Origin of the sequence: Vibrio sp. JC009 (genome assembly GCF_029016485.1) — a bacterium.
Taxonomy (GTDB): Bacteria; Pseudomonadota; Gammaproteobacteria; order Enterobacterales; family Vibrionaceae; genus Vibrio.
Genome location: NZ_CP092107.1, coordinates 1,749,262 through 1,761,928, shown reverse-complemented (window position 1 = coordinate 1,761,928; position 12,667 = coordinate 1,749,262). Strand labels below are relative to the sequence as shown.

The window sequence follows — 12,667 nt, the reverse complement described above, 5'->3', positions numbered from 1 at the left end:
AATTGATGTGCGCCCATGAAGAAAATAGTCGTTGTACTGAACAGCAATACTAACCGCCAATCAGCGAAAAAAAACATACGGTTTGAGCATGAGTTATTGGCTGATATTCATGAAGTTAAGCCTGATGACATAAGCTTTTCTCAGTGGGTAAAAAATGCATGTAGGGAAAAGATAGCAAACACACACCAAATATCTGAAATGTGCGCACTGACCAGAAGCACAGCAGTTCCTGATGTGAGTACAGTAGCCGATGTTTCTGTACTCACAGAGGTCCAAGAGATAGAAGATTCTGCAGTAATTCTGGCAAAGCAATGGCATTCACAAGGCATGTTCCACCAGCAGATTGCTGATAGGTTAAATCAGATGGAAAAGTTTACTCCGGATGGAAAGCCATGGACGCGTTTGTTAGTTCGGCAGATAGTTAACCAAAGATAACTAGCCTGCAACAATCAGGTCTTTCTAACTCGCTTTCGCCGGAAAGCGAGTTAGAAAAATTTACGGCTGATAAATATTGCCTTGTACTTATCGGTCTTAAATAAGTGAGTAAGCGATATGGATGGAGCTAAAGAGCATCATCCGTAAGAATTTGGCGACAATTACGAACAGTTAATACCCGAATCTCATGGCTTATGCTGTAAATGATCCTGTAATGACCGAATATAACTTCCCGATAGTTTGTATTCGGCATTTCAGGAACCATACGCCCCATCTCTGGCATCGAAGCAAGTAATTCAGCTTTATCAAAGACTTCATCCACCCACTTCCTGGCTGCTGATGGATTGTCCAATGAGATAAATTCGGCTGCATCGCCTAATTTTTGTAATGCCAAAGGGGACCAAACTACCTTCATTCTTTAATACGTCCTAATACTTGAGCTCGTGCATCTTCATTAGAAACACTCAGGCCAGATGCTAATTGAGCTTCAGCGGTACGCATTTCTTCCAATAGCTCGATTTTCTCTTGCATGGCTTCATATTCAGCGACATCAAGTACCACTGCAACACCTTTACCACGTTGAGTGATTACCAATGGACGTCGAGTTTCGTTTATTTGCTTTATAAATGAGGTTACGCCAGCGCGAAATTCTGACAACGGTTGTATGTCTTTATCGAAATGTATACGGCTCATATCAGACTCTTAATTGTACAAAACTATGTACACACAATAGTTCATTTATTGTTTTCAGGCAAGGTATCACTGTTGGTTAGCTGCCGCTAGAAAACAGTGATTTTTTGATTTGATAAATCAGATCTCGCTCGATAGGTAGATTGTGTTCATGGTAGCTGGCTCGCTTTTGTCCCTAATGGAGTCAGAACACCCGGAACTGTCCTGTTCGGGGTGTCGAGAGGAGGTCACGATCAAACCGGAGTCGAAACCGAAAGATCTCGCGATTTTGCAGAATGATTCCGGGCTATCAAAGGACCTTTTCTGGAGAAGTAGAGAATCTCAGAGGACGGTGTCTAGGTTATCCTCTACGGGGCGATAATTTTTCTAATAACACCTCTCCGGGAAGGGGAGCACGATAACTCCCATTTCTTTTCATCCCACATCAGGAAAGACTCAGATTACCATTTGCATACGTATGCATTAAAACAAGATTTCATTGAGGAAGTATTGCCTCTTTAAAAATAGCGATTAGAGGCTTAAGATCGAGATATACTCCGGCAACATTTGCATTTATCCAGTCTTGCTGAGTTAGTTGCGGCCACCTTACTTCATACCCCAAAACGAAGAGTAATTCCTCAAAAAAGAATCGTAATGTTCGGCCATTGCCCTCTCTGAACGGGTGAAGTAAATTGAGTTCACAAAATAGGCTTGCTAAGTTTTCTATTAGTTCTGTTGTAGAAGCGACACTGCTTAATGTTGGGATGATCTTAAACAGTTTCTCTGCTTCTGGTTCAATTCTGGAAAAGGTACAAAAGCGAGTATTACCCTTTGAGATATCGATTTCTCGTACTTTTCCTGCCCACGAATAGAGATCCTGAAATAGATATAAATGTAAGTGTTTTAAGTGAGAAAAGTCTAGCTGGTTAAGCTCGTTGATGTCGCTTTGGTAGGTACGGTATCTTTCTGTGGTAAAAGCGACTTCTGCCTCTTCTAATTCTTCAGCGTCACGTATATTTAGAATATTGATTAAAACGTCAGTATCCTGATAGCAGTACTTATCGTTATTCGCACCGTACTTATCGCGCATATTTACGTTTCAATTCAGAAATAGAACGAGCTTTGTTTTTGTCTTTTTGCGTTATACCTTCATAACTAAGGCTTGTTTTGTAGTTTTCAAGGTTTGGAATGAACTTGCCTTTCCGTGGGGATGGATTTGAGACTGATGGCATATAAGTAGTTCCTTAAGGGGGCTCACGAAGTTAATTGTACATTAGAAGGGACAAACTGTCATGGTATGGGAAAACTTAAGGCTTTCGTTGTGTCGACAGAGTTGAGATGCATATTTACAACATAGTAATGCAAATACCACATGAAATAACAGAGCTATAGCATGCTCAGTTCTGTCCAGAAACTTCCATCGACGACATCAAGCAAAGTGATGCTATTTTGCTGCTTAAAAGTTGCTGACGGATATAAATCGTCCCTATACCGTAACTCGATAATGTCCCGGAACGAGGTACCGGCCCATTTAACTTGACAGGCCCATTTAACTTGAGTAATGCCACACACATCATTTTTCAACAAACTTTGATATGCCTTCATAATTATTTTCTATTTCTAACTCTCAAAGGCGGCGTTTTTCAAGGTAGCCTATAGCATTGATTGTTGAACTGATCGCTAAATCCGCTTGCTCCTTATCAACCTTGACTGGAGTGCCGTGCACAATTTTATTTCGAACAGATGTGACATTGCTGACTATGTTTTCAAATTCACCTGTAGAGGAAAATTCTATGCCCAGAAACTCACTAATTCCTGTTCGACAAAACTCGTTGATACCAATATGACAGCCACAGTCAGGTTTTTTTGTATGCTTATCCATGAACTGTTTTCTCTTAGTTTTACTGGGAAACTCGATTAGGTCGTTGTATATATAGTACTCGAAGGCAACAGCACACTGAACGATAGCTAATGCAAATTGTTCACGGCTGATAAAATCTTTGGCTGATAAAAGCAAGAGATCAACAGTATCTGGGCTTTCCTCTCGTAACATTTCCCTCAATAAGCAATCTTTGGTTGTTGATATAAAGTGCCCCTTACCTCCACTAAAATACGTTTTTTCTGGAAACATTTTAAGTGTCGGGATTCTCTTCGAACCGCGGTCTGCTCTTATAATTTTATGAGATAAAATTTCTTCTTTTGTTGGAATAGATACCCAAAAGTCGTTTGTAACTTGGGCATACTTCGCAGCAAATTTATTAAGCAACTCCAAGGAATACGCTAGTACTTTGCCGTCGATTTCATTCTCAAACGTTTTATCTTCGAACTCATCAGATGTTATACCTAAATCAATGAGTGTGCATTTTGGCAAAGCAACCAAAACTATGCTTCTCGAAAGCTGGCCATACCTATCAACATCAACTTTAGCCCCTTCAGCCACTGCTAATGGAAAATAATGTGGTACTTGCTTATAAGAGCGTAGAAAGTATATATGTCCGGGCCCCCTTGAGCCAATAACCTTGTATTCACACTTATTCCCAAAATTTCCAGTTCCAAAGCTATTCTTCACATCAAAAGGAACAAATAACGAAAACTCCGCACCTATCCAGTTTAGCTCTTTAAAGGTCATAGCCATTTCCATATTTCGTTTCATCCTGTGGTATTCAATATAGAATTCAGCTTAGGTGGTGTAAGAGCAAAAGGGCAGGATGATATCGAAAGGAAATGCTAGAGTGTCAATTCTAAGACATGCATGGATAGAATAGTTCTAAAGCCAGACGTATTTACTACATCAATTCAGACAAATGAGGAATGGCACTTTAGCCTACGAGTTTATCCACAAATAAGCGTCACCAAATTCTTCCCAGCGAAAATAAGCATCGATGGACAATATTTGCTCTAAAGTGCCTTCAGTTAAGCTTCACAGCATATTCAGCGCCTATTTTTCGATCAATACTTTATATCACAAACATCGGCCACTGAATTATCACTAAATCCTCTTTTGTATTGTCACACAACAGCTCATAGATACTTACCGTATCTTCGTAGGATGAGGGCACTCAAAAATTTTGCCAAAGTAAGCTCCTTCTGGGTGTCTATCTGTTTGTGAGACTATTAAATAATAGAAGAATAGTCCCGAAAAGCAGAACCATTTTAGGCATATACTCCAACGAGCTTTTGTCCCGAAGTGAGCCTGAATCAGGGAGTTCGACAATCAGGGAGTTCGACAACACCCGGAACAGCCCATGCCCGGAATCGTATGTGTGATCACCAAGCCGGAAACGTAGAGGTAGTAAATCCGTAGTTGCTCTCCGAAATCCCCTGATGGAATATGGAACAGAGTTTCTCATGCAATATTGCTAGTTAGTTCATTTTGGTTGTTGATATGCCTTTATACCCGTTAAAAAACTTTAGTACACCAAAGAGGTGAGACACCACCTTGGTGTACTAAATTCAATCGATCATAACTTCTGTGTTTAGGTACTAGAGTTTGGGCACCATACAGAAAGATCTAGCGGTTTAAAAACTCGCTGATTTTTTGATAGGTCAGTTGACACTCTTCTTTAACAAGATCTTCCATGTTAACGAAGGTGTGGATCATGTCGTTGAAGTGATAGTGCTCGACGCTTGCGCCAGCGGCCTGGGCCATTTCACAGTACGCGATACCTTCGTCTCTTAACGGACAGAACTCTGCGGTAAACAAGAGAGTTTCAGGTAACTGTGCTGTCATTGGTTGGTACAGTGGTGAAGCTTGCTTACGATCTTCTCCATTTTGGAAGTAGTTGTCGAAGTACCATGCAATCTTTCCTTTTTGCAGTAAATAGCCAGTCGCATTCTCTTCCATCGAAGCACTGTCCATTGTGTAATCGAGGCTTGGGTAAATCATCACCTGCTTTTCAATTGAGACCACATCGTCGAACTGTGCTCTTGCGCTAACGGTTGCTACTAGTGCTCCGCCACCAGAATCACCTGCAATCGAAAGCTTAGGCAGATAATTGACTTTCCTTTCATCAAGTACAGTCCAAATATGTTGAACCACTGAGTAAGCATCATTAATACCTGCAGGGTACGGACACTCTGGAGCGAGACGATATTCCGCAGCCACTACAATATGATTGGTGGCTAATGCAAGCTTACGACAAATCGGGTCATAAACCGTTACGCTGCCAGCCATATGGCCACCACCATGATAATAAACCAATACTGGTAGTGCTTTGGTTGGCTCAGGATTATAGATACGCACAGGTACTGCATATTCACCTCCGATAACCACATCATCTTGAATAGATGCCACCTCAGGGATATCTGTAACCAAACCTTTAGTTAGATTTGCCAAACCCTCGCGAGCGTTGGTCGCATTTGCTTTAAAGCCATTTTCTACTAGCTGGGTAACCTGATCTGCTCCAGCCAGACTGGACACTTCATTAAGCGACATTTTGATTTTCAAAGTTAACTGGGCTCAGATACCCAAGAGCACTGTGCCTTCTTGTCCGATTATAATCAACCTCTATATACTCAAAGATCGTTTGGCGCATCTCGCCTCTCGTCATGATAGGCTCATATTGGATCGCTTCAACTTTCATTGAATGGAAGAAGCTCTCAACACAAGCGTTATCCCAGCAATTTCCTTTTCTACTCATACTTTGTTTTAGATTATAAGCAGTTATGAGATCTCGATAGTCTTTTGAACAGTACTGGCTACCTCGATCACTATGAACAATAACCTGCTCAGGAAATCCTCGACGGAACAGAGCCATCGATAGTGCATCGCAGACCAGAGTTGCCGTCATTCTTGTATCCATAGACCAGCCGATCACCTGACGAGAGTAAAGATCAATAATGACCGCCAAATATAACCAGCCTTCGCTAGTGGCAAGATAGGTAATATCGCCAGCCCACTTTTGGTTCGGAGCCGTTGCGTTAAAATCTTGAGCCAACAGGTTCGGAGCAACAGGCATTTTATGCTTGCTGTCCGTTGTACACTTAAACTTGCGTGCAGCTTTTGGGGTCAAATCCTGACGTTTCATACTGGCGGCAATGGTTTTGACGTTGCGACTATCACCGTTCTCTGCCAGTTCTTTTTGGATACGTCTCGCGCCATCACGGCCTTTACTGCTGTCAAAAGCCTCTTTGACCTTGGTATCGAGCACCTTACGGCTATCTTCGCGCTGAATGGCCTTGTGGCGATGCTCAACCCAGTAATAAAACCCACTTCGAGATACTCCGAACACCTTAGCCATACGGACGACACTGAAATACAGTAGGTGTTCGAGCATAAATTCATAGCAATCTACTTTTGATTCTTCGCGAAGTAGGTGGCGGCCTTTTTTACGATCTCTAGCTCCTCAGCTTGCTCTGCCAATTGCCTCTTAAGCTTTGCGACCTCAGTAGCCAGATCCTTTTCCCGTTGCGTTGTAGTGGTATCTTTTTTGGCTGCTTTACGCCAACCATAGATCTGTGATTCATGTAGCCCGAGTTGTCTTGCTGCCGCAGCAACTCCTACTTTCTCTGCCAACTTCAGAGCTTCAGCTTTAAATTCAGGAGAATGGAAAATACGTTTCTTTTTGTTTGTCATGGTTCACCTCGTTAGTGATTGTACTCACTTAACTCAGTGTCCAAAACTGTTGGTGCGGATCAACCAGGACATTAAAGTCTGCTAACCAAGCTTCTAACTTAGAACTAATTTGACGCATATGGCCTCCTTAAGCACTTTTTGCTGTAGCATTGATGAGTTCAGGTTTCTTACCTGTTTCAGGCAAAAAGAAGCTTGCAAGGAAAAATGTTGATGAACAAATCACCGCAAACGTCGCTGCATACGCAATGTTGCCTGTCGTATCCGCGAGCACACCAGCCAAGTACATGAGCACTGTTTCTATCATATAAGAAATGGACCAAAACATACCGAAGATAACGGTAATACGACCTGGCGTCATGTTTGGTAGTTCTTGAGGAAGGGTTACTAATGACGTCATTGGCACAAACATAAAGAAACCCGCCATGAATGCTGCCGCGTAAGCAATAGTTGCATTCCCTGTAGTAATCATCAATGCAGCAAACGCTGTCATTGCTAAACCACAGTAGCGGATAACAGGTACGCGCAAAGAATAGCGCTTCGCTACAATAATACCTACGACGGTTCCTACCATTCCTGCTCCTATCATAATTGAAGAAAGATATTTCGCTTCAGCAGCAAATGTAGGTACTAACGGGAATAGTACAAAAACAGAAATGTAGCAGAAAAGCAGACCAGAATAAGCAATTGGTAACCACCAATTTACCGACTCTTTCATGCCATCTTTTAAAGTGTATTCTGCTTGCTCTTTGTTATCTGAGGAGCTTGATAGCGAGAAGTCATCACTAATCAGCCACCAAACAACTAAGATAGCTAAGCTGATTGCAGAAATAGCCAAAATTACATTTTGCCAGCTTCCGAGACTAGAAAGCAGAGAACCGGTGAATAATAGTGCCAACAGGTTACCCATGTTAAATGCGGCAGCATTGATACCATTAATTAATGGACGTTCTTCAGCTGAGAAATAATTAATAACTATCGGGTTGAAGTAAACGATCGCAAATGCTCCACCAAACCCCATTACTAATCGTGAAAAAACGTAAAGTGGATAATTTGAAGCGAATGCACCAATCGCACCAGCTACAATTAACACCGAGGCGATTAAAAAAGCCTTCTTCGGTCCCATTTTTATTAATAGCCAAGCTGCAGCCAAATTACCAATAATCTTGGCTATGGTAATTGCGTTAGTCATCCAGGTAGCGGCTGCCATGCCATCAATGTTGTAGTAGGACATGATGTCTTTTGTCATCATTGAACCCGCTACCCAAGACATGGCAAACAATGCATAGGTGAGGAATATCGTAATCTCGATAAGATGTTTCTTGTTCATAATGTGTACCTTATAGGGTGATATTAGTTTTATTTTCTATGAATCATAATACTCTAATAACAGCGCCTTATTATCCTTAATTTGCAATAATGAATTGTGTGAACTTGAGCCAGAAAAATAAATTAACCTTATTATTCAATAAAATACCACCACACATATTGGTGGGGGATTTTTATTCTGGAAGGAATATACTGCTTAAGGCTGTAATAGTGCCAGTTCATTCATATCAATTGAGGCATCGTAATCAACTTCAGAAAAGTCAAACCCATTGAGTCGCATGAAGTCTAATTTATAGCCACTGTAGTCACCAATCTGACGAAAGTTCTCAGCAGTCATTTGACTCATTAGTTTTTTTACCTGTTGCTGTGTTTCTGCTTCGAGTTCTCGGTCATCAATTCGAATTAGGCGAGCTTCATCTACTGGTACTTGATTTACGTACAAGCACTGGGAGAATAAACGCTGCATTTGTTCTATACAGCCTTCATGTGTTCCTTTTTCCTTCATTACCTTAAACAAAGAAAGAATGTAAGGAGAGAATGCAGGGATAAATACACTTGCTTTAGTCACCAGGGCTTTACATACAGAAACATATGCCTCTCCCCCAAGTTCACTAAGCGTTTTATTTAGTTCATCCGCGGTGCAGTGTAAATGTGCCTTCGCCTTGCCAAGGGTACCCTTGTGATAAATTGGGTACGTAATTTCTGGGCCAACATACGAATAGGCAATCGTCTTGCAACCATGGGCAAGAACATCAGAATTGCTCAACATGTCTATCCAGCTTTGCCAGTCTTCACCACCCATCACTTTTACTGTCGCATCCATCTCTTCTGGTGTGGCTGTACCTACTTCCATAGACTCTAGGCAGTCTTTCTCTATGTTGATGGTTGCCCCAACAATTGGCTCTCCTGAAGTTTTAATTGCTGAACGCCATAGCTCCCCTGTGTTTGGGTTTGGTCTGACGCCAGTTGCCAGACTGTAGACTACCAAGTCAACTTTCCCTCCAAACTCATGCTTTATGTAGTCAATAACTTTTTCTCGCATATCTGCCGAGAAAGCATCACCGACAAAGTTTTTAGCAATGAGTCCTTCTTTTTCTGCTTCTTGACGGAAATAGATATTATTGTACCAACCAGCGGTTCCAATGCCTTTTTCGCTTGGTCCGCGTTCGAAAGACACGCCAATAGTATCCGACTCGGCGCCACCGAAGGCTAAACTAATACGAGAGGCTAACCCAAAACCAGAAGACGCACCAAGCACTAGCACCTTCTTCGGCCCTTGAGATATTTGCGATGCTTTTTTTACATACTCTATTTGGTTAAGTACTGATTGTTGACAGCCCATAGGATGTGCAGAACGGGCAACCACACCTTGGATGATAGGTTTAATAATCATGGTAGATCCTTAAATATTTTATTGCTTTGGTGGCATAACCGTTGCCATGCCCTCAATAACGATTTTGCTATTTTGATTAATGCTGCGTGTTGCGAGTTTAACGATATTTTTGTCGCGAATAATTTCAGCAACAACCACTTCGGCGCGAATGGTGTCACCAATGTAAACTGGTGCCGTAAACTTCAGCTCTTGACCTAAATAAATAGTCCCCGGCCCAGGAAGTTGCATACCGAGAACAGCGGAAGTTAAGCCGGAAACCATAATCCCGTGTGCTACACGATTGCCGAAAATACTCTTCTTTCCCGCAATTTGGCTAACATGAACCGGGTTAATATCACCGCTGATGCCACAAAACATCTGAATATCTGATTCGCTAATAGTCTTTTCAAAGTACGCACTTTGTCCCAGCTCAAGCTGGTCAATGGAATAACTCATAATGGTGTTTCTCTTAGAAAGAGTTTTGCGATAAAAACATCGATTTTTATCGCAAGACTATCTCCCTTTTAGTGAGAGGGAGACTCGGTTTAAGCGGCTACATTCTCGGGGTTGACTTGGCTTTGCTCACTTTTTTGTATTGACGTGAGCATCAATCCCATTGGTTGGTGACAAAAAATTCGTTTGTCCATTAACTTAAGTTCAGAGCTAATGACAGGCTTAAATTCCATTTGATTTAGAATATCTTTTTCAAGGTCAACGCCTGGCGCAATTTCAATAAGCTCAAGCGTTTTTTTACCTAGTTTGAATACTGCACGTTCAGTGATATAAAGCACTGGCTTTTTATTGCGTCTAGCAATATCTGCTGCGAAAGTAATTTGCTGAACCTGGTTGATAAGCTTTTGAATATGTCCATCTTTAACAATTTTTAGTTCGCCATTACCAGTTTTAATTTCCAGTTTCCCAGCAGTGAAAGTACCGCAGAAAAACACTTGCTTGGCATTTTGGGTGATGTTGATAAAGCCACCACAGCCTGCGATTTTGCTACCAAATTTGGAGACGTTTAAGTTGCCGGACTGGTCACATTCCGCTAAGCCCAAAAAGGCTTGATCAATGCCACCACCATCATAGAAATCAAACATCTGATCTTGAGTTATTACCGCTTCAGGAAATGCCGATGCACCGAAGCTTAAGCCGCCTGCAGGTGTCCCTCCGATCGCCCCTGGTTCGACAGTAGCGATCATTTGATCAGTAATTCCTTCTTCATCGGTAACTTCAGCAATTACCTCAGGAGCACCTATTCCATAGTTGAGAATAGCACCTCGTTTAAGCTCCATTGCAGCGCGGCGGGCGATGATTTTTTTTGCATCCAGAGGACGAACTGATGCTGAAGTTTCAGTTAATTCACCACGACCGCAATAAGCCGGGTTCATAGTTTCAGCAAAGGTTTGCATGTGCTCTTCTGGTTCTGCAATAACAACAGCGTCAACAAAAATGCCAGGAATACGTACTTGTTGTGGGTCAAGGGTTCCAGTCTTCACCATCTGCTTTACTTGCACGATCACTGTGCCGCCAAGGTTTGACACTAATTGCGCTGCTGCAAGGTTTTCAAGAAACAAGCACTCGTCTTCCATCGTAATATTGCCGTTTTCGTCTGCTGTAGTACCACGTAGTAGTGCAACATTAGGGTTGAGACGCTTAAAAAATAAAAACTCCTCACCATTGATATTCATAACGGAGACCCTTTCATCAGTAGTCACTTCATTAATTTTGCCACCACCAAATCGAGGATCAACAAATGTGCCCAAGCCAACATGCGATAGAGTACCAGGCTTACCGGCTGCTGAATCTCGTAGCAATTGAGCGATGACGCCTTGCGGGAAGTTGTAACCTTGGATCTTATTTTCATTAGCTAACTTTTGTAGCCTTGGAATTAGTCCCCAATGACCACCACAAGCCAAACTGACCATTCCTGGGTAAGATAGGTGATTGACCGCCTTATCGAGACCGTTGCCTTGACCTGCGGTAAAATACAGCTCCAGATTTTTCGGATGACCTGTATTCAAGTAACGCTCACCAATAACTTTTTCTATTGCTTCAGGGACAACTGCACCGATAAAACCGCCAAGAATAACCCTGTCACCATCATTAATTAAGTTTGAAGCTTGTAGCGTTGTTAACACTTTTATTTTCATTATCAGTTTTCCTTGTGGAAAGTATTAATGCTTAGAACACATGCTGTGTAGCTGATAGAAAAAGTGTATTGGCTTATGATTAATGAAAAAATAGACAATAAAAGGAAAGATAATTGCGTATAAGGGATAATCTATATATGAAGCTGAAAAAATAAGAAGAGCAACGTGAACCACTCTTCTTTTTGCTGTTTATTCTGCCTCAGAAATTTCTCGAACACGTTTAATTAGATAGTCCTTAAAGTTGACACAACGAGCCGGCATCTGTTTCCTTGGGCGATAATAGAGGCTAAATTCAAATTCGCTATTGGTGTATTCACTCAGAATAGGTACCAATGAACCATCTTTGAGTTCACCTTCGATCAAGTGCACCGGCAGGTAGCCTACTCCACCACCATTGAGAGCTACCGTTTTGATAAATTGACTATTTTCCACTTCTACTGTTTGAGCGATATTGACCGTAGTTATCTCACCGTCCCGTTCAAAGACCCATTTGCTTCCTCCGACAAGGGTAGATGCGTACAAACAATTATGGCTACGTAAATCTTCAGGCTGATCCGGCTTGCCATATCTTTCGATGTATTGTGGCGAACAACAAGCCATGAGCGGGTATTTTAAGAGCGACCGCTTGACCAAAAGGCTATCTTTCTCTTGAAAACCCAGGTAATTCGCACTGGCTCGTATCGCGAAGTCGATCTCATCAATATGGTCCATATCGAGAGCTGTTTCTAAGATACGGAAAGTAACATTAGGGTATTGTTGTAAATACTCACCTACTATAGCACCAAGAAAATCGCGAGCAAAAAGTGGGGTTGAAGCTATGCGGATTATACCGCGGTCATCGTTACCCAGATTCTGTATCTCTGTGAAGATTTCATCAATCTCACCGTTAATGCGGTTAAAACGCTCGTATAAACGTACACCGGCCTGAGTCGGCACTACTTTTCGCGTTGAACGTTTGAGCAAACTAACCCCTAAACTTTCTTCAAGCTCAATGATCCAGCGACTACCCGCCGAAGCAGAAATGCCATACTGTTTAGCCGCCAGGCTAAATGAACCGGAACGTACCACATGAAGAAAATAAACGATTTTATCGAGCATAGTGCAGACCCTAACTATTGCATTTACAGGACAATAACCTTA

At 41.9% G+C, this 12,667-nt stretch carries 12 protein-coding genes; 1 reads left to right on the top strand and 11 read right to left on the bottom strand.

The window, feature by feature from the left end:
* The first annotated feature begins 15 nt into the window (after nt 1–15).
* Nucleotides 16–435, top strand: a complete 420-nt coding sequence (locus tag L3Q72_RS22795) for a YlcI/YnfO family protein (RefSeq protein ID WP_275132847.1) — start codon at nt 16–18, stop codon at nt 433–435.
* Nucleotides 436–562: 127 nt separating this feature from the next.
* Here the strand turns inward: L3Q72_RS22795 and L3Q72_RS22790 are convergent, their stop codons facing one another.
* From L3Q72_RS22790 to L3Q72_RS22740, 11 genes are all read right to left on the bottom strand, one after another.
* Nucleotides 563–850: a type II toxin-antitoxin system RelE/ParE family toxin gene (locus L3Q72_RS22790; protein ID WP_275132846.1), complete on the bottom strand. Its 288-nt coding sequence runs from the start codon at nt 848–850 to the stop codon at nt 563–565.
* The gene (locus L3Q72_RS22785) at nt 847–1,128 is read right to left on the bottom strand and encodes a type II toxin-antitoxin system Phd/YefM family antitoxin (RefSeq protein ID WP_275132845.1); all 282 of its coding nucleotides are present in this window, start codon (nt 1,126–1,128) and stop codon (nt 847–849) included. The genes L3Q72_RS22790 and L3Q72_RS22785 overlap by 4 nt, the downstream gene beginning before the upstream one ends.
* A gap of 472 nt (nt 1,129–1,600) precedes the next feature.
* Nucleotides 1,601–2,194: a Fic family protein gene (locus tag L3Q72_RS22780; RefSeq protein WP_275132844.1), complete on the bottom strand. Its 594-nt coding sequence runs from the start codon at nt 2,192–2,194 to the stop codon at nt 1,601–1,603.
* 537 nt (nt 2,195–2,731) lie between these two features.
* Nucleotides 2,732–3,745: a hypothetical protein gene (locus tag L3Q72_RS22775; protein ID WP_275132843.1), complete on the bottom strand. Its 1,014-nt coding sequence runs from the start codon at nt 3,743–3,745 to the stop codon at nt 2,732–2,734.
* 870 nt (nt 3,746–4,615) lie between these two features.
* On the bottom strand, nt 4,616–5,524 hold the full coding sequence (locus L3Q72_RS22770; RefSeq protein ID WP_275132842.1) for an alpha/beta hydrolase: 909 nt from the start codon (nt 5,522–5,524) through the stop codon (nt 4,616–4,618).
* A 4-nt stretch (nt 5,525–5,528) separates the two neighbouring features.
* Nucleotides 5,529–6,679, bottom strand: a protein-coding gene (locus L3Q72_RS22765; protein ID WP_275130158.1) for an IS3 family transposase whose coding sequence is annotated in 2 segments (ribosomal slippage) — nt 5,529–6,436 and nt 6,436–6,679 — 1,152 coding nt in all. Because the reading frame shifts where the segments join, the coding sequence is not laid out codon by codon here.
* A gap of 127 nt (nt 6,680–6,806) precedes the next feature.
* The gene (locus L3Q72_RS22760; protein ID WP_275132841.1) at nt 6,807–8,006 is read right to left on the bottom strand and encodes an MFS transporter; all 1,200 of its coding nucleotides are present in this window, start codon (nt 8,004–8,006) and stop codon (nt 6,807–6,809) included.
* A gap of 195 nt (nt 8,007–8,201) precedes the next feature.
* The gene (fabV, locus tag L3Q72_RS22755; RefSeq protein WP_275132840.1) at nt 8,202–9,398 is read right to left on the bottom strand and encodes an enoyl-ACP reductase FabV; all 1,197 of its coding nucleotides are present in this window, start codon (nt 9,396–9,398) and stop codon (nt 8,202–8,204) included.
* A gap of 18 nt (nt 9,399–9,416) precedes the next feature.
* On the bottom strand, nt 9,417–9,833 hold the full coding sequence (locus L3Q72_RS22750) for a MaoC family dehydratase (RefSeq protein WP_275132839.1): 417 nt from the start codon (nt 9,831–9,833) through the stop codon (nt 9,417–9,419).
* Nucleotides 9,834–9,922: 89 nt separating this feature from the next.
* Nucleotides 9,923–11,527, bottom strand: a complete 1,605-nt coding sequence (locus L3Q72_RS22745; RefSeq protein ID WP_275132838.1) for a CoA-transferase — start codon at nt 11,525–11,527, stop codon at nt 9,923–9,925.
* Between the two features lie 189 nt (nt 11,528–11,716).
* A complete protein-coding gene (locus tag L3Q72_RS22740) occupies nt 11,717–12,625 on the bottom strand; it encodes a LysR family transcriptional regulator (protein WP_275132837.1) in 909 nt (302 codons plus the stop codon).
* Between the last annotated feature and the right edge of the window lie 42 nt (nt 12,626–12,667).